Annotated in this window: 15 protein-coding genes; 6 read left to right on the forward strand and 9 right to left on the reverse strand. The window is 72.1% G+C overall.

Going from position 1 to position 17,848, the window contains the following annotated elements; translation table 11 throughout:
- Nucleotides 1-3 precede the first annotated feature (3 nt).
- On the reverse strand, nucleotides 4-693 hold the full coding sequence (locus tag ABEA34_RS12835; RefSeq protein WP_345521688.1) for a class I SAM-dependent methyltransferase: 690 nt from the start codon (nucleotides 691-693) through the stop codon (nucleotides 4-6).
- Nucleotides 690-2,012 (reverse strand): nucleotide sugar dehydrogenase, encoded by a 1,323-nt coding sequence (locus tag ABEA34_RS12840; RefSeq protein ID WP_345521689.1) that lies wholly within the window; start codon nucleotides 2,010-2,012, stop codon nucleotides 690-692. The genes ABEA34_RS12835 and ABEA34_RS12840 overlap by 4 nt, the downstream gene beginning before the upstream one ends.
- A gap of 192 nt (nucleotides 2,013-2,204) precedes the next feature.
- Between ABEA34_RS12840 and ABEA34_RS12845 the strand changes: the two genes are divergently transcribed.
- Entirely contained in the window at nucleotides 2,205-4,037 is a 1,833-nt protein-coding gene (locus ABEA34_RS12845; protein ID WP_345521690.1) for a polysaccharide biosynthesis protein, read from the forward strand.
- On the opposite strand, the gene ABEA34_RS12850 is transcribed toward ABEA34_RS12845, so the two are convergent.
- The 7 genes from ABEA34_RS12850 to ABEA34_RS12880 all read right to left on the reverse strand — a co-directional run bounded on the left by ABEA34_RS12850 (nucleotide 3,934) and on the right by ABEA34_RS12880 (nucleotide 11,223).
- Nucleotides 3,934-5,277: an O-antigen ligase family protein gene (locus tag ABEA34_RS12850; protein WP_345521691.1), complete on the reverse strand. Its 1,344-nt coding sequence runs from the start codon at nucleotides 5,275-5,277 to the stop codon at nucleotides 3,934-3,936. The genes ABEA34_RS12845 and ABEA34_RS12850 overlap by 104 nt on opposite strands.
- A complete protein-coding gene (locus ABEA34_RS12855; RefSeq protein WP_345521692.1) occupies nucleotides 5,278-6,285 on the reverse strand; it encodes a Gfo/Idh/MocA family protein in 1,008 nt (335 codons plus the stop codon).
- 1 nt (nucleotide 6,286) lies between these two features.
- A complete protein-coding gene (locus tag ABEA34_RS12860) occupies nucleotides 6,287-7,375 on the reverse strand; it encodes a DegT/DnrJ/EryC1/StrS family aminotransferase (RefSeq protein WP_345521693.1) in 1,089 nt (362 codons plus the stop codon).
- Between the two features lie 21 nt (nucleotides 7,376-7,396).
- Nucleotides 7,397-7,993, reverse strand: coding sequence for an acyltransferase (locus ABEA34_RS12865; RefSeq protein ID WP_345521694.1), 597 nt, complete (start codon nucleotides 7,991-7,993; stop codon nucleotides 7,397-7,399).
- A gap of 139 nt (nucleotides 7,994-8,132) precedes the next feature.
- On the reverse strand, nucleotides 8,133-9,365 hold the full coding sequence (locus tag ABEA34_RS12870) for a glycosyltransferase family 4 protein (protein ID WP_345521695.1): 1,233 nt from the start codon (nucleotides 9,363-9,365) through the stop codon (nucleotides 8,133-8,135).
- Complete coding sequence (locus tag ABEA34_RS12875; protein WP_345521696.1) at nucleotides 9,362-9,958, reverse strand: sugar transferase; 597 nt, start codon at nucleotides 9,956-9,958, stop codon at nucleotides 9,362-9,364. The genes ABEA34_RS12870 and ABEA34_RS12875 overlap by 4 nt, the downstream gene beginning before the upstream one ends.
- Nucleotides 9,955-11,223, reverse strand: a complete 1,269-nt coding sequence (locus tag ABEA34_RS12880) for a DegT/DnrJ/EryC1/StrS family aminotransferase (protein ID WP_345521697.1) — start codon at nucleotides 11,221-11,223, stop codon at nucleotides 9,955-9,957. The genes ABEA34_RS12875 and ABEA34_RS12880 overlap by 4 nt, the downstream gene beginning before the upstream one ends.
- Nucleotides 11,224-11,510: 287 nt before the next feature.
- Here ABEA34_RS12880 and ABEA34_RS12885 point away from each other — a divergent pair, with 287 nt between their 5' ends.
- From ABEA34_RS12885 to ABEA34_RS12905, 5 genes are all read left to right on the forward strand, one after another.
- On the forward strand, nucleotides 11,511-12,734 hold the full coding sequence (locus tag ABEA34_RS12885; RefSeq protein WP_345521698.1) for a glycoside hydrolase family 5 protein: 1,224 nt from the start codon (nucleotides 11,511-11,513) through the stop codon (nucleotides 12,732-12,734).
- Between the two features lie 23 nt (nucleotides 12,735-12,757).
- Nucleotides 12,758-14,692, forward strand: a complete 1,935-nt coding sequence (locus ABEA34_RS12890; RefSeq protein ID WP_345521699.1) for an anthranilate synthase family protein — start codon at nucleotides 12,758-12,760, stop codon at nucleotides 14,690-14,692.
- Nucleotides 14,693-14,791: 99 nt separating this feature from the next.
- The gene (locus tag ABEA34_RS12895; RefSeq protein ID WP_345522787.1) at nucleotides 14,792-15,358 is read left to right on the forward strand and encodes an anthranilate synthase component II; all 567 of its coding nucleotides are present in this window, start codon (nucleotides 14,792-14,794) and stop codon (nucleotides 15,356-15,358) included.
- Nucleotides 15,355-16,650 carry an anthranilate synthase component I family protein gene (locus tag ABEA34_RS12900; RefSeq protein WP_345521700.1) on the forward strand — a complete coding sequence of 432 codons (1,296 nt, stop codon included), beginning with the start codon at nucleotides 15,355-15,357 and terminating at the stop codon, nucleotides 16,648-16,650. Before ABEA34_RS12895 ends, ABEA34_RS12900 begins: the two co-directional genes overlap by 4 nt.
- Entirely contained in the window at nucleotides 16,643-17,821 is a 1,179-nt protein-coding gene (locus tag ABEA34_RS12905) for a low temperature requirement protein A (RefSeq protein ID WP_345522788.1), read from the forward strand. Before ABEA34_RS12900 ends, ABEA34_RS12905 begins: the two co-directional genes overlap by 8 nt.
- The last annotated feature ends 27 nt before the right edge of the window (nucleotides 17,822-17,848 follow it).

Below are 17,848 nucleotides of genomic sequence, written 5' to 3' on the forward strand. Positions count from 1 at the left end.
GGCTCAGCCCGGCTTCGAGATCAGGACGATGCGGTGGGTCCGCAGGAGCGGCACCGCCCGCAGGGCGCGGAACACGAGCGGGTGCCGCGAGACCCGGCGGGCGATGGGCGGTGCGAGCGTCGTACGTCGCGACCGCAGCTCGCCGTCGGGGAACAGCTCCTTCAGGCGGGACAGGGTGACCTTGCGGACGTCCGGGTTGGCGGGGTTGTCGAAGGAGAAGTCGTAGCTCAGCACCGCGCCGCCGGGGCGGACGAGGCTCCACATCTGCCGGGCCAGCGCCTGCTGGGCGTCGGCGTCCAGGACCGAGGAGAAGACGGTCGACTGGTACACGATGTCGAAGGGCTGCTCGAACGAGAGCCGGGCGGCGTCGCCCGCATGGATCGCGAGTGCCGCGGGGAGCCGGGCGCGGGCGCTCTCGACCCGATCCGCCAGGAGCTCGTTGCCCACCAGGTTCTCGGGCAGGAAGCCCCACCGGAGGAACCGGAGCAGGTTGTCGCCCGTGCCGCAGCCGACCTCGAGAACGCGCAGCTCGGTGAACGGGCGGAACCCCGCCTCGATGAGCATCGTCCGGGTGACCGCGTCGTTCTCCTGGATCCCCCAGAACACGTCGTTGTTGGTGACGGCGTACCGGTCCGCCGGGACGGCGTCCTTCCGGCGCGCGTACTGGGCCTGGACGTCGTCCGCGTTGCTCATCGCACGCGTCCTGCCGCGAGCTGCTCCACGGGTGCCTGGCCGAGCCGGACGAACGGGACGCCGGCGAAGCGGGCCGGGTCCAGGACTCCTCGGCCGTCGACCACCCCGGTGACCCCGGGGAAGTCGGTCGTGCCGGTCGTCGCGTACTCGGGGTGCTCCGTGTGCAGGATGACGGCGTCCACCGGCTCACCCAGGTGGTGCGGCGCCAGCCCGAGCGAGGTCAGCTCGGCGTCGTCGTACCACGGGTCGTGGACGACGCTGGTCGCACCGCGGGCGGTGAGCTCGGCGGTCAGCGGGAAGACGCCGCTGAAGGCGGTCTCCTTGACCCCCGGGCGGTAGCTCGCCCCGAGGACGGCGACCTTCTTGCCGGCCACCGGGCCGGCGATCTGCTCGAGCAGGTCGACGGCGTACGACGGCATGCCCTCGTTGGCCGCCCGGGCGGCCGAGACCACCGTCGCCGACGGGTCGGTGCTGAGGTAGAGCTTCGGGTAGACCGGGATGCAGTGGCCGCCGACCGAGATGCCCGGCCGGTGGAGGTGGCTGAACGGCTGGGAGTTGCAGGCCTCGATGACCTGGTGCACGTCCACGCCGACGTCCGCCGAGAACCGGGCGAACTGGTTCGCGAGCCCGATGTTGACGTCGCGGTAGGTCGTCTCCGCCAGCTTGGCCAGCTCGGCGGCCTCGGCCACGCCCAGGTCCCACACGCCGTTGGGACGCGGGAGGTCGGCCCGGTCGTCGAAGGTGAGCACCTGCTCGTAGAACTCCCGGGCCGCCCGGGCACCGTCCGCGGAGAGGGCGCCGATGAGCTTGGGGTACTTGCGGAGGTCCTCGAACACCCGGCCCGTCAGCACCCGCTCGGGCGAGAAGACCACGTGGAAGTCCGTGCCCTCCTCGAGACCGGACCCGGCCTCGAGCGCCGGCTTCCAGCGGCCGCGCGTCGTCCCGACCGGGAGCGTGGTCTCGTAGCTCACCAGGGTGCCGCGGGTCAGGTGGGCCGCGATGGAGGCGGTGGCCCCGTCCATGATGCCGAAGTCGGGGTTGCCGTCACCGTCCACGAAGAGCGGTACGACGACCACGACCGCGTCCGCCCCGGGGACGGCGTCCGCGTAGTCGGTGGTCGCGCGGAGCGAGCCGTCGCCGACCAGCCGGGCGACGTAGTCGGCGAGGTGTGCCTCACCGGGGAAGGGCTCGACCCCTCGGTTGACGGTGTCGACGGTCGTCCGGTTGACGTCGACCCCCACGACCGTGTGCCCGGCATCGGCGAACTGGGCCGCCAGGGGCAGCCCGATCTTGCCCAGGCCGACAACAGCGATCTGCATAGACGCTTCCTCTCCAACGGACGTGCTCGGCACGCGTCGCGTGTCTCGGAGCAGCGTTCATCATGCCAGCCGCGCCGACGCCGGCCGCCAGCGCTGGGACCCTCGACGCGGCAGTGCGGGAACGACCCGGTTGATACGCTGCCCGCTGCTCTCGCACAGATGACACTCCGACTGGATGGGTAACACTTCTCGGTGATCGAACTCGCAACCCGCGTACGGCTCCATCGCCGGGTCTGGATCGTCTCCTTCGACGTCCTCGCCTGGGTGTGCGCCTTCGTGTCCGCCGCCCTGCTGCGGCTCCTGGGGGTGTCCCAGGTCCCGTGGCTCGCGGTGGTGCTGTGCGGCCTGGCCTCCGGGGTGGTCTTCGTCCTGCTCGGGCGGCTCTTCCGGCTCCACCAGGGCCGGGCCCGGATGGCGAGCCTCGACGAGATGATCCTGCTCGGCCTCGTGGCGCTGCCCACGGGCGTGCTCGTCTTCCTGGTCAACCTGGCCGGGCACTGGATCCCGCGCAGCGTTCCGCTCGGCGCGACCATCGCGTTCGTCGTCATCGCCGCCTGGGGGCGGGCGACCTGGAAGCGGCTCATCGAGCGCGGGTTCGAGGTGCACGCGCCGGACGGCTCCCGGGTGCTCATCGTCGGCGCAGGGGAGGGCGGCTACGACCTGATCCGGTCCATGCTGCACGACCCGGAGCGCCATTGGCAGCCGGTGGGCTTCCTCGACGACGACCCGCAGAAGCGGCACCGGCGGATCCGGGGCGTGCCGGTGCTGGGCACGACGAAGCAGCTCGCCGAGGTCGTCCAGAAGATGGACGCCGACACGGTCGTGATCGCCATCCCGTCGGCGCACGCGGCCTTCATCCGAGACGTCAGCGAGCGGGCGGCTGCGGCCGGAGTGGACGTCAAGGTGCTGCCACCGACGGCCGGGTTGCTGTCGGAGGTGGGCATCCGCGACATCCGCGACATCAACCTCACCGACGTCCTGGGTCGGCACCAGCTCGATACCGACCTCGCGTCGATCGCCCACTACCTCGAGGGCCGGCGGGTGCTGGTGACCGGCGCTGGCGGGTCCATCGGGTCCGTGCTGGTGCAGCAGATCCACGCCTTCAACCCGGCGCGGCTCTACCTGCTCGACCGGGACGAGTCCGCGCTCCACGCCGTTCAGCTCGCCCTGAGCGGGCGGGCCCTGCTCGACAGCGACGACGTGATCCTCTGCGACATCCGCGACGAGGCCGCGGTGCTCGACGTCTTCCGGTCGACGCGCCCCGACGTGGTGTTCCACGCGGCCGCGCTGAAGCACCTCCCGATGCTCCAGCGCTACCCGGCCGAGGCCGTGAAGACCAACATCCGCGGCACGGCCAACGTGCTCGAGGCCGCGCGGGCGGTCGGCGTCGAGAGGTTCGTCAACATCTCGACCGACAAGGCGGCGGACCCGAGCAGCGTGCTGGGCTACTCGAAGCGGATCGCCGAGATGCTGACAGCCGGGTACGCCGACGGCCCGGGCGTCTTCTTGTCGGTGCGCTTCGGCAACGTCCTGGGCAGCCGGGGCTCGGTGCTGACCTCCTTCGCCAAGCAGATCCACGAGGGCGGCCCGGTCACGGTCACCCATCCGGACGTCACGCGCTACTTCATGACGATCGAGGAGGCGTGCCAGCTGGTCGTCCAGGCCGCCGCCATCGGCAGCGCCGGCGAGGCGCTCGTCCTGGACATGGGCGAGCCGGTCCGCATCCTCGACGTGGCCAACCAGCTGATCCGGCAGGACGGCGGGAAGGCGAAGATCGAGTTCACCGGCCTGCGCCCGGGCGAGAAGATGCACGAGGACCTGTTCGGCGAGGGCGAGCCGCGCGACGTACGCCCCGAGCACCCGATGGTCTCCCACGTGCCTGTCCCCGCGGTGTCGCGGAGGTCGACGGACGAGATCGCGGTCAGTGGCCCGCCGGAGTCGATCGTCGACGAGCTCCTGGCCTTCTGTCAGCGGGTGCCCGGTGCCGACCGGCACGTCTCAGCGACGTCGCGACCGTCGCCGTGACGACCAGGCAGAACCACCCGAGCGGGCTCTCGAGCACCGGTTCGGTGAATCCGTAGACGACCTGGGCGGCCAGCGCGAGCAGGACGAACCGCGCGGCCAGTCGACGGCCGGGGTCCTGGTCACGCCGGAGCGCTCGCCAGGCGACCGTCCCGGCGGCCGCGAAGACCGCGACGGCCAGCAGCACGCCGATGAGCCCGACCTCCGGCAGGAGGTCGAAGAGCGAGTTGTGGCCGTGGTAGACGTACTCGCCGGCGTCGGCGTAGATCCGGTCGGCGACCCGGTTGGGGGGTGAGGGCTCCCAGGGGTGGTGCCAGACGGCGCCCCATCCCCATCCGGTGAACGGGCGGTCGTCCGCCACGTGGAGCACCGCCTGCCACAACGGGATCCGGCCGGAGAGCCGGGTGCCGTCCCGGTCCATGGAGCTCGCCAGCGCGTCGAAGTCGGAGAACGCGAAGTAGCACGCCACGGTGGCGGCGAGGACGATGATCGCCGTCTTCCACGGCGGTCCGCGGCGGTCCCGGGCACGGACGGCCAGGAGCCCGACGGCCACCGCGGCGAGCGCGACGACGCCGAGCTTCCCGGTCACGGACTCGGTGAGGTAGATGCCGATGACCAGGATGACGAGGGCGACGATCCAGCAGACGCGGTGGAGCCAGCGGCGGGGGAAGGTGCAGAGCAGCGCCGCGATCGCGATCGCCAGCGTGTACGAGAGGATGTTGCGGTGCAGCCCGATGCCGGTGAGGTACTCGCTGTACGAGAGCGGGTAGTCGATCACGGGCAGCCGCTCGCGCACCTGGTAGAGCGACACCAGGATCACGGCGAGCCCGCCCGTGGCGAAGCCCCCGACGAGGATCCGGACGTCCACGTTGGCCGCCACGAGGACGGCGAGGCTCCCGATCCAGAGGTACAGGAGGACCAGCTGCCCGGTGATGGAGGGATCGATCGACCAGAGCATCGAGACGGTGCCCCAGGCGAGCAGGGCCAGGATCGTGACCGGAGGCCGCGGCAGCCGCAGCCACGGCAGGGTGGCGACGGTCATGACGAGGGTGACCACGGTGGCCAGGTGCAGCGACTCCCGGAACGTGGTCACCACGGTCAGGGGGTTGGACAGCAGGAAGAAGTCGGTCGCCACGACGACGAACCACAGGCCGCCGCGCAGCGTTCCCGGTAGTGCCGCGGTGCGCTCGGGACGGTGGGTCCGGATCCCGTCGCGGAGCGCGTGCAGCCGAGCGAGGGCCACCTACGGCGTCCGTGGCTCGGTCAGGTCGATGCTGCGCCCCTCCCGGGCGGAGAGGAGGCAGGCGTCGGCCACCGCGACCGTCGCCATCCCCTCGCGCATGGTGATGATGTCGCTGGAGAGTCCGACGATCGCGTCGCGGAAGCTCTCGTGCTGGACCCGGAGCGGCTCGGGCTTGGCGATCGCGTAGCGGATGCTGTCGCCCTCGGTCACGCCCCGGAAGGACGCGACCTGGTCCCACTCGGTCTCGACGAGCCCGTTGGCGTGGAAGTAGAGGTCTCCCTGGAGGGTGTCCGCGACCAAGGTGCCCTTCTCGCCCGTCACCACCGTCGTGCGCTCCTTGAGCGGCGAGAGCCAGTTGACGAGGTGGTTGATCACGATGCCGTTGGCCGAGCGCGCCGTGATCGCGATCAGGTCCTCGTGCTCGCGACCGCTCTTGTGGGCGGTCTGGGCCGACACCATGGCGTACGTCGACGAGATGACCCAGGCGGTCAGGTCGATGTCGTGGGTCGCGAGGTCCTTCACGACGCCGACGTCCGCGATGCGGTTCGGGAACGGGCCCTGGCGCCGGGTGGCGACCTGGTGGATCTCCCCGAGCTCCCCGGCCTCCAGCCGCGCTCGCAGGGCCCGCAGCGCCGGGTTGCTGCGCTCGATGTGGCCGACGGCGTTGACGAGGCCGGCGGCCTCGAAGGCGTCGACCAGCTGGAGGCACTCGGACTCGTCGGTCGCGAGCGGCTTCTCGATCAGGGTGTGGACGCCGGCTGCCGCGAGCTCGAGGCCGGTCGGCAGGTGGTACGCCGTCGGCGTGGCCACCACCGCGGCATCGATGCCGAGGGCGAGCAGCTCGGCGACGGAGCCGAGCACCGGTGCGGAGCCCGCCAGGTTGAAGCGGTCGCCGGCCGGGTCGGCGACGCCGACCAGCTCGATGCCGTCCGTGGACTGCAGGACCCGGGCGTGGTTGCGGCCCATCATCCCGATGCCGACGAGGCCGAAGCGCAGCGCCGCCGCCATGTCAGGCTCCTGCCTTCGCCAGCGCGTTGACGGCCGACACGATGCGGTCCAGGTCGTCCCGGCCGAGGCTGGGGTGGACGGGGAGCGACAGGCACTCCGCGGCAGCCCGCTCGGTCTCCGGCAGCTCCACCTCGGCCCGGAACGGTGCCAACCGGTGGTTGGGGATCGGGTAGAACATGCCGCTGCCCACGGCGTACTCCTCGCGCAGGGCGGTGGCGAAGCCGGTGCGGTCCTCCGGCACCCGGATCGTGTACTGGTGGTAGACGTGCTCCACCCCCGGGGCGACCGGCGGCGTCGTCACGCCTTCCAGGTGGGCATCGAGGTAGGCCGCGTTGGCCCGGCGCTGAGCGGTCCAGCCGCCGACCTTCGTGAGCTGGACGCGGCCGATGGCCGCGTGGATGTCGGTCATCCGGTTGTTGAAGCCCACGACCTCGTTCTCGTACTGCCGCTCCATGCCCTGGTTGCGGTAGAGACGCATCAGGCGCTCGGTGTCCGGCCCGTCGACCGAGACCATCCCGCCCTCGCCCGAGGTCATGTTCTTGGTCGGGTAGAGCGAGAACATGGCGAACGTCCCGAACGTGCCCACCGGACGGCCGTCGATCCGTGCGCCGTGCGCCTGGGCCGCGTCCTCGAACACGCGGAGCCCGTGCTCCTCGGCCACGGCCAGGTGGCCGGCCATGTCAGCCGGGTGGCCGTAGAGGTGCACCGGCATGATCCCGGCGGTCCGCTCGGTCACGGAGGCCCGGACGCTCGCCGGGTCCAGGCAGAAGGTCTCCGGATCGATGTCGGCGAAGACCGGGGTGGCCCCGGTGAGGGCCACCGAGTTGGCCGTGGCCGCGAACGTGAAGCTGGGGACGATGACCTCGTCGCCGGCACCGATGCCGCTGCTCAGCAGCCCCAGGTGCAGGCCCGAGGTGCCCGAGTTGACGGCGACGCAGGCGCGGTCCAGCGCGAAGTGCTGGGCGAACTCGGCCTCGAACGCCGCGACCTCGGGGCCCTGCGCGAGCATGCCGCTGCGCATCACGCGGTCGACGGCGGCGCGCTCCTCGTCGCCGATGATCGGCTTGGCCGGCGGGATGAACTCAGGCACTGCGGGTTCCTTTGGTCGAAGTCAGTTGGCTGCGGGGTTCAGCGCACCGTCGACCACGACGTAGTGGTCGGTGCCGGACGAGCTCACCCAGCGGCCGTCCCCGGTCGCGACCAGGGGACGACCCTCGCGGTCGACCCACCCGATCTGGCGGGCCGGCACCCCCGCGACCAGGGCGTGGGACGGCACGTCCTTGGTGACCACGCTCCCGGCGGCGACCAGGGCCCAGGCCCCGATGGTCACGGGGGCGACGCAGACGGCGCGGGCGCCGATCGCGGCCCCTTCCTCGATGGTCACGCCGACCGCCTCCCAGTCGTCGGCCGACTTGAGGTCGCCCTCCGGGGTGACGGCGCGGGGATACGTGTCGTTGGTGAGGACCACCGCGGGACCGATGAAGACGCCGTGCCCGAGCCGGGCCGGCTCGTAGACGAGGGCGTAGTTCTGCACCTTGCAGTTGTCGCCCAGCGTCACCCCGGACCCGATGTACGCGCCTCGGCCCACTACGCAGTCCCGGCCCAGCCGGGCGTGCTCGCGGACCTGGGCGAGGTGCCAGATGGAGCTGCCCTCACCGATGACGGCGCGGTCGTCGACGTCGGCCGATGGAGCCACTCTCGTCGTCACTGCGCTGCCGCTCCGATGCTCGCCACCGGCGTCACCCCGTCCACTGGACCGTGACCGCCCACCAGCCGGGTCGGTCCCGGCGCGGCGGCGACCGGCATCGTATCCGAAGCGGTCCGCGGCCCGGCCGGACCGAGGCCGGTCATCGCTTCCCGCCGGCGGTCGAGACGTCCCGGAGCTGCTGCGCCATCCGGTCTGCGATCGCGCCGAGGTCGTGGTGGACGAGGACGTAGTCGCGACCGTTGCGCCCCATCCGCTCCCGTTCGGCGGGGTCGGCGCGGGCCAGGCTCAGGAGAGCCGCGGCGAGCGCCGCGGGGTCCTCGGGCGGCACCGACAGGCCGCCGTCGCTCTCGAGCACGGCGTTGATCGGCGTGTTGACGGCGATCACGACCGGCCGGGCGGCCGCCATGTAGTCGTACAGCTTGTTGGGGCTGATGCCGTTCAGGTACAGAGGAGAGTCCCGCCAGGTGATCACGAGGACGTCCGCCTCCTCCAGGAGCGCCGGGATGTCCTCCTTCGAGATCGGGTCCTCGAACGTGACGGTGGTGAGGCCGAGCGAGCGCGCCATCCGGTCGAGCGCGGCCTTCTCCTTGCCCTGGCCGACGAGGCGCAGGGACATCGGTGGTGCCTCGGGGTCCTGCTCGACCAGCGCCCAGGCGTCGATCAGGGTGTCGAGGGCGTTGGGCACGCCGTGCGCGCCGGCGTACAGCACCGTCACGGGGCCGGTCGCGCCGCGGGCCACCTGCTCGCGCGCCTCGATCGACCCGGCGTCGACGCCGTTCGGCACGCGGACCATCGGCGGTGGGGACGAGCAGACGGAGCGCACGTGCGCCTCGCTCCCCGGGAGCACCAGGAAGATGACGTCGGCCGACGAGTAGAGGATGCGCTCGATCCCGCTCATCAGGAGCACGAGCGGGTGACGGCGCGACATGCCCATCAGCTCGACCAGGGAGAGCGGCCACAGGTCGCGGACCTCCAGGGCGAAGGGCACCCGGAAGAAGCGCGCCACGATCAGCGCGGCGAGCGCGCCGAAGAGGTGCGGGCTCGAGCCGAGCACGACGTCGGGGCGCTCGCGACGCGGCGTGCGGGCGGCCTTGACCAGGACCCGGACCGCGAAGTCGACCATGTTCAGGACGCGCCGTACGCCGTTCGCGGGCGCCACGCCGACGTCGACCGTCTGGAACCTCTTCGCGGTCGAGTAGCCGGCGTCGCCGAGATTCCAGTAGTGGGCGCGGCCGGAGATGATCACGGTGTCGACGTTCTGGCGCTCCTCCATCAGCCGGGTGAGCGTGGCGTGCCGGGTGATGCCCGGGGCCGACTCCGGGATGGCGTACTGGTTGACGAGCCAGACCTTGAGTGCTCGTCCGGTGGTCACGAGAGGGCCCTTCTGACGGTGGCGAGCATGATCAACAGGTCGCCGGTCAGCGAGCGCGAAGCGACGTACTGCTGGTAGATCTCGAGCTTGTGGGGCATGACGATGGTGCGGTAGGCCTCGACCGGGTCGGGGTAGCGGGCCAGGACCGCCTCCTCGTCGAACAGCTCGACGGCCGCGGGGTCGGTGATGCCGGGCCGGACGGAGAGGACCACCGCCCTGGCCTCGTCGGGCCAGTCCTCGACGTACTGCGGGACCTCCGGCCTGGGGCCGACCAGGCTCATGTCACCGGCGATCACGTTGAACAGCTGGGGGAGCTCGTCCAGCTTGGTCCTGCGCAGCTGCCGCCCGAGCCGCGTGATCCGCGCGTCGCCGGAGACGGTGACCTGCGGGCTCGGTGCCGGGGAGGACGCCATGGTCCGGAACTTGAGGATCTGGAAGGGGCGGCCGTGGTGACCCACCCGTGTCTGCCGGAAGAGGACCGGCGACCCGTCGAGGACGCGGACGAGGACGGCGACGGTCAGCAGCACCGGGGAGAGCAGGACCGCTCCCACCCCTGCGCCCACGAGGTCGACGATGCGCTTGAGCACGGTCACGTCCCCGCGAGGCAGGACCGGACGGCCGCGATCACGCGCTCGACCTGGCGGTCGGTCAGCGCGGACGAGATGGGCAGGCTGACCACCCGCTCGAACGACTCGCTGGCCACCGGGAACTCCTCGTCGTGGAGGTCGTAGCGCTCGCGCCAGTAGCTCATCTTGTGCAGCGGGATGAAGTGGACGCTCGTGGCCACACCGACGGCGCTGAGGGCCGCCACGAACGCGTCGCGGTCCACGGGGGCGTCGAGGAGACGCACGCTGTAGAGGTGCCAGGCGTGGGTCGTGCCGGCGTCGGGCGCGGCGGGCAGCTCGAGCGGGAGCTGGGCGAACGCCTCGTCGTAGCGGGCGGCGATCTGCTGCCGACGCTGCCGCATGTCCTCGGCCCGGGAGAGCTGGACGCGACCCATCGCGGCCGCCATGTCGGTCATGTTGTACTTGAAGCCGGGGGCCACGACGTCGTACTGCCAGCTCGCCCCGACCCGCGTGTAGCGGTCGAGGACGTCGCGGTCGATCCCGTGCAGGCGCATGGTGCGGACGCGCTGCGCGATGCGTTCGTCCGGCGTCGTGAGCATGCCGCCCTCGCCGGTCGTCATCGTCTTCGTGGCGTAGAAGCTGAAGACCGTCGCGGCCGAGGCGGAGCCGCCGACCGTCCGGCCCGCCCGGGCGGCCGGGAACGCGTGCGCGGCGTCCTCGACCGTCACGAGGCCGTGCTTCGCGGTGAAGGTCTCCAGGGAGACGGGCTCCATGGGCAGGCCACCGAAGTGCACCGGCACGACCCCGCGGGTGCGCGAGGTGACCTTCTGCTCGGCGAGGTCGAGGTCGAGCGTGAGGGTGGTCGGGTCGACGTCCACGAACACCGGGTCCGCCCCCAGGTAGCGGACCACCTCGGCGGAGGCGGTGAAGGTCCACGTGGGCACGAGGACCTCGTCGCCCGGGCCGATCCCGGCCGCCTCGAGGGCCAGGTGGAGCCCGGCCGTCGCGCTGTTCAGGGCGACGGCGTGGGCCGCGCCCACGCGCTCGGCGAACTCGCGCTCGAACGCGGCCGTCACCGTGCCCGTCGTCAGCCAGCCCGACCTGATCGCCTCGCTGACTGCCGCTGCTTCCGACTCGCCGACGTCCGGCTGGGCGAACGGGATGGTCTCGTCGAGCGTCGCGATGATGAAGTCCTGAGATCGGGGAGCGTTGACCCGCGGATCGTACCTAAGTCCGGGCGCGGGGCCCGACGCGCGTGCGGAGTGGTTGCAGGCGGTGGGTTCTGTCGCCATGATGCGCGACGTGACCCGAGCCTGGAGCGTCGTCGTCGTCCTCACCGCGCTGCTGGTCGCCTCGCTCCCGACCGCCGTCGTCGCCGACCCTGCTCGGCTGCCCCGCCTGCATGCCACGACCGGCGCCCACCCGGGCGTCTTCGACGAGCGCGGCGCGCGGGTGCTCCTCAACGCCGTCAACGTCAACGGGCTCGGGGAGTACTACCAGGCGAACCCCGACTTCGCGACGACCGTGCCGGTGCGCCGGTCGGACTTCGCGGAGATCGCCCGGCGGGGGGTTCAGCTCGGTGCGGCTGGTCGTGAGCTGGTCGCGGTTGGAGCCGACCCGGGGTGCGTACGACGAGGCCTACGTCGCGCGGATCAAGAGGGCCGTGCGGCAGGCGGCGTCGTACGGGCTCTACGTGGTGCTCGACATGCACCAGGACGCCTGGGGCGTCGCCGTCGACACCCCGCCCGGCGTCACCTGCCCGGACGGCACCAGCCCCGCGAACGGCTGGGACGGCGCGCCGGAGTGGGCCACTTTCACCGACGGTGCCACCACGTGCCGCAACGGCGAGCGCGAGCTGGCGCCGGCGGTGCGGCACGCCTGGGAGAGCTTCTACGCCGACAGGCACGGCATCCAGACCCACCTGGTGCGGACCTGGGCCCGGCTCGCCGGTGACGTCGCCACGAACCCCGCCGTCGCCGGGTTCGACCTGCTCAACGAGCCCGGCTTCGGCACCACCCCCGGCGCGGACGTCGACGGCCTGGGGGCGTTCTACGGCAGGGCGATCACGGCGATCCGCCGCGCCGAGCGCCGCGCCGGCGGTTTCCACCACATCGTGTTCTTCGAGCCGGGCGTGCTCTGGTCGGCCGTCGGGTCGAGCCCGACGCCAGCGCGGTTCACCCAGGACGAGAACATCGTCTTCGCTCCCCACGTGTACGCCGAGAGCATCTCGCCGAACACGATCGAGAGCGGCTTCGCGTCGGCCCGGGCCACCGCGGCGTCGTACGGCGTGACCGTGTGGGTCGGGGAGTGGGGCTTCTTCTCCGCCGACCCGGCGGACGACGCCGACGAGCTCGACCGCTACACCGACGCGCTCGACACCCACCAGTACGGCGGCGCGTGGTGGAGCTGGAAGCAGGCGTGCGGCGATCCCCACGTCATCCACCAGCCCGGCGGTCTGCCCGACTCCGTCTCGCCCAGCCTGATCCGCTACTCCTGCCCGTCGGGCGCCCGGGCGACCGGCCCGGCGCCGGCGTACGCCCAGGCGCTCCTCCGCCCGCTCGCCCGCGCCGTGCCGGGGAGGATCAAGCGGCTCCGGTCCGACGGCCGCGCCGGCACCTTCGACCTCGTGGGCACGCGGGACCGCACGGCCGACCGGTGCGCGCTGCGGGTGTTCGTGCCGAAGGTGTGGGCGAAGGAGAAGGTCCGGGTCACGGGGATCGACCGGCTCCGGCGCCACCACCGGCAGGGCAACGTGGTCCTCTCCGGCTGTGTCCACCGGAAGTTCCGGCTTCGCATCGGGTGAGTGGGCGCAACTAGAGTTCGGCCATGACGACGACACCCTCTGCCCGGGAAGCCATCGCGGCCATCCAGGGGCACGAGGCGTGGGCGATCATCCGGCGCTCCACGCGGGCCGGCGACCGGCCGACGGTCGGGATCGTCGGCGGCCGCCGCAGCGTCGTCGACTCGATCCTCGACGTACCGCTGACCGAGGGCGTGCCCGAGGCCGGGCACATCGCCGACCGGCTGGTGGCGATCCCGTTCCGGCAGGTGCAGGAGCGCGGCTTCGAGGCCCACGACGACGGCACCCCGCTCGTGGTGGTCGACGTCGAGTCCGAGCTGGAGTTCTCGGTGGCGGAGGTGGTCGACGCCATCGACGACACCGGCGTCGACTTCGCGGACCGTGGCGGCTTCGAGACCGACGACGCGGAGTACGGCAAGCTCGTCGAGGCGATCATCCGCGACGAGATCGGCCAGGGCGAGGGCGCCAACCTGGTCATCGGGCGCCACTACCGGGCGAGCGTCGCCGACTGGAGCGCCGCCACGGCGCTCACCGTCTTCAGGCGCCTGCTCGAGCGCGAGCGCGGGTCGTACTGGACCTACGTCTTCTTCACCGGCGACCGCTACCTGATCGGCGCGAGCCCCGAGCGGCACGTCTCGATCCACGGTGGCGACGTGCGGATGAACCCGATCAGCGGGACCTTCCGGCTGCCCGCCGACGCCGGCCCGGCGCTGAAGCCGCAGCTGCTCGACTTCCTCGCCGACGAGAAGGAGATCTACGAGCTCTTCATGGTCGTCGACGAAGAGCTGAAGATGATGTGCGACATCTGCCACGAGGGCGGCCAGGTGCTCGGGCCGTTCCTCAAGCCGATGAGCCGGCTCGTCCACACGGAGTACCTCCTCGCCGGCCGCACCAACCGGGACCCCCGGGAGGTCCTGCGCGACACGATGTACGCCGCCACCGTCACCGGCTCACCGGTGGAGAACGCGTGCCGGCTGATCAAGCAGTACGAGTCCGTCGGCCGCGGCTACTACGGCGCCGCGCTGGCCATCCTCGGCCGCGACGAGGAGGGCGGACCGGTCGTGGACAGCCCGATCGTCATCCGCACGGCCGACGTCGGGCTCGACGGCCGGCTCACGGTCACCGCCGGCGCGACCCTGGTGCGCGACTCCGACGCGGCGTACGAGGTGGCGGAGACGCATGCCAAGGCCGGTGGCATCCTCAGCGCCTTCGGCCTGGTGCCGCCCGCGCCGACGCCGAACGTCGACGTCGCGGAGCTCGTCAACGACGAGGACGTCCTGCTCGCGCTCAACAGCCGCAACCGTCGGCTGTCGAGGTTCTGGCTCACCGACCAGGGCGGCGCCGCGCCCGACCCGCGGCTCGCGGGGAGGTCCGTCGTCATCGTCGACGGCGAGGACGACTTCGTGAACATGCTGCGGCACGTGCTCGGCGTCTTCGGGATGACCAGCGAGGTGGTCCGGCACGAGGAGTACGCGCCGGGCGTGCTCGACGGCTTCGACCTCGTGATCGTCGGTCCCGGGCCGGGCGACCCGCGCGACGGGGACGACCCGAAGATGGCGCAGCTGCGGGCCGCGGTCGCCGAGCTGATGGCGGCCGAGCGGCCGTTCCTCGCGGTCTGCCTGGGGCACCAAGCGCTGTGCCACCACCTCGGGATCCCGCTCGCCTACAAGGACATCGTCTTCCAGGGGACGCAGTCGCCGGTGAGCATCGACGGGCGCACCGAACGGGTCGGCTTCTACAACACCTTCGTCGGTCGCCTGGGTGCCGAGGGTGCCCCCGACGGCGTCGTCGTCGAGGCCGATGTCCAGACCGGTGACATCCACCTGGTGCGGGGTCCGCACTACCGAGGGATCCAGTTCCACGCCGAGTCGATCCTCACCGAGCACGGCTTCGACCTGCTGCACACCCTGGTGCGTGACCTTCTGGTCGAACCCGGCGACAACCCGACGGCCGGGCGGTAGGCTTCGCCCTACGGCGGTGCCGTTCGTGGGCCCGGTGAAGACTGCCCCCCAGCTTCATCGGGCCCTCCGCCATCTCCTCACTAGGTTGGGCCCGTGACGATGCCGGAGCCCGACGTGGTCGTGGTCGACCACCACGACTCCTACACCTGGAACCTCGTGCACCTCGTCGCCTCGGTGACCGGCGTGCTGCCGACCGTCGTCCAGCACGACGAGGCCTCCGTCGAGGACGTGCTGGCCCACTCCCACGTCGTGCTCTCTCCCGGTCCGGGCCACCCGGCCGAGCCGGCCGACTTCGCGGTCGGCGTCGAGGTGCTGCGCCGGGCGGCGCGGCCGGTGCTGGGCGTCTGCCTGGGCATGCAGGGCCTGGTGACGGCGTACGGCGGGACCGTCGGCCGGGTCGAGCCCGCGCACGGCGAGGTCGCCGCGGTCGACCACGACGGTCGGGGCGTCTTCGCCGGCCTGCCGTCGCCGCTGACGGCCGTGCGCTACCACTCGCTGGCGGCGCTCGTCGTGCCCCCGGCGCTGGAGGTGACCGCGACCGTGGGCGACGTGGTGATGGGCGTCCGGCACCGCACCCTGCCCCTGGAGGGCGTGCAGTTCCACCCGGAGTCGATCCTCTCCGAGCATGGTGCCCGCCTGGTCGCGAACTTCCTGGGGCTGGCGTGAACGCGGACCCGGTCGCCTTCTTCCGCTCGGTCGCGTCGTCGCACGAGCGCTGCTGCTGGCTCGACGGCGGCGGCGCCCGCGAGTGGTCGGGCCGACGGTCGCTCGTCGGCTGGCTGGCACCCGAGGACGTCTCCCTGACGTACGACGCTGCCGCGCGGCTGGTCACCCGCCATGCGAACGGCCGGGCCGAGGTGGTCGGCGACGACCCCTTCGTCGTGCTCGAGGCGGAGCTGGCCGCCGGGTCGCCCACCGACCAGTGGTTCGGCTACTTCGGCTACGCCTGCCGGCCGGACCTGCCCGCGTCGTACGGCTCCGGCCTGCCCGACGCCGTGTGGATGCGGCCGAGCCAGGTACGGCTCTTCGACCACGAGGTTCTCGGGCACTTCACGAGGTTCTCGGGCACTGCAGAGGCCCAGAAGTTCAGGGATACCCGGTCAACCGGGTATCCCTGGGATGCCCCCTCGACCTACGCCACCGCCTTCCAGCAGGTCCAGGAGCAGCTCCACGCCGGCAACAGCTACGAGGTCAACCTGACCTACCGCATGGCGACGCAGAGCGACCTCGACCCGGTGACGGCGTACCTCCGGCTGCGCGAGCTCAACCCCGCGCCGTACGCCGGGTTCGTCCAGCACGACGTGCCGGGCGCACGCGCCTGGCTGCTCAGCTCCAGCCCCGAGCGGTATGCACTGGTCGGGGCCGACCGGACGCTGGAGACCAAGCCGATCAAGGGCACCACGCCCCGCGGCGCCACGGTCGCGGAGGACGAGGAGCTCAGGCGGCAGCTCGCGAGCGACCCGAAGACACGTGCCGAGAACCTGATGATCGTCGACCTGCTCCGCAACGACCTGTCGATGGTGTGCGAGCCCGGCACGGTCGAGGTCCCGACGCTGATGGACGTCGAGTCCTACGAGTCCGTGCACCAGCTGGTCAGCACCGTCCGCGGGCGACTCCGCCCGGAGGTCACCACCGTGCAAGCACTCCGCGCGCTCTTCCCCGCCGGCTCGATGACCGGTGCGCCCAAGCTGCGCACCATGCAGGTGATCGAGGACGTCGAGGAGACGCCGCGCGGCCCGTACGCCGGGGCCTTCGGCTGGATCAGCGCCGACGGTCGGGCCGACCTCGGGGTGGTGATCCGGAGCCTGATGACCGCCGGCGACGGCCGCTACCTGCTCGGCACCGGCGGCGGGATCACGGTCCGCTCCGACGTCGACGGCGAGTGGGCCGAGTCCCACTGGAAGGCCGAGCGGCTCCTCGCCGCGTTGGCATCATGGTCCGGTGACGACGATGGCTGAGCCGGTGCCTGAGGAGCGGCACGCGTCCTGGCTGGAGCTCTTCTTCGACCTGGTCGCGGTCGCCGGGATCGGCGCGCTCGCCCACCTCCTCGAGGCCGACGACTCCAGCACCGGCCTCGCGATCTACGTGATCGCCTTCGCGGCCATCTGGACGATCTGGGCCTGCTTCACGCTCTACTCCAACATCCGGGGCGAGGCCGTGCGGACCTCGACGATGCTGCTCGGGATGGCCGTCCTCGGCGTGATGATCGCGGCCATCCCCGAGATCCGCGCCGAGCACGCCACGGCGTTCGCGATCGCGTACGTCGTCGGCCGGATGATCGCCGCGCGTCCCTGGCAGCGGAGCACGGTGGTCGTGGACCTGCCGGTGGTCCAGGCGACCTTCGGCGTGATCCCGTGGGTGGTGTCCTGGTGGTTCGACGGCACCGTCCAGTACGCCCTGTGGGCGGCGGGGCTGGGCATCGACCTGCTGCTCCAGCTCACCACGACCCGCGACGAGCTGCTCACCAAGACCCAGGCCCGCCTCGACCGGATCCTCGCGGGCCGCAAGAACGCGCCGCCCCAGCGCGGCGGTCCGCGCGGCCCCCGCGAGATCCCCGCGACGATCAGCGCCGCCGACTCCGACGTCCCTCTGCTGGGCGAGCGTCTCGGCCTCTTCGTGCTGATCGTGCTGGGCGAGGGGCTGGTGCAGATCATCGACGCCGCCAGCGAGACCGAGTGGGACCGACCGCTCGCGGTCACGGGTGCCGGTGCGTTCGCCCTGGTCTTCGGGCTCTGGGGCCTCGGCGTCCGCTACGGGTACGCCGGAGTCGCGCTGCTCCCCGAGCGCGGGCTGGCGCCCCGGCTGTCCTGGTCCGCGCACCTGGTCGCGACCATGGCCCTGGCCACCGTCGTCGCGGTGCTCGGTGGCCTGGTCGCCGAGCCGGGCGAGGAGCCCAGCGACCACGTCCGCTGGCTGGTCGTGACGGCGTACGCCGGCTACGCGCTGCTGGCGGTCGCCGTCCACGTCGTACGCCGTGACCTCCCGCGCGCCGCGTGCGTCGGCGTACCGTTCGCGGTCGCCGCCGCGGTCGTGGCCCTCGCGCCGGGGATCGCGGCCGAGGGCGTGGTCTGGACCCTGGCCGCCGGCGTGCTGGTCGCGGTCGTCGCTCACCGCCGCGTCATCCCGTAGTCACACAACGGGTCTACCCTCGGAGGC

The sequence above is a fragment of the Nocardioides conyzicola genome (assembly GCF_039543825.1).
GTDB classification, from domain to species: Bacteria; Actinomycetota; Actinomycetes; order Propionibacteriales; family Nocardioidaceae; genus Nocardioides; species Nocardioides conyzicola.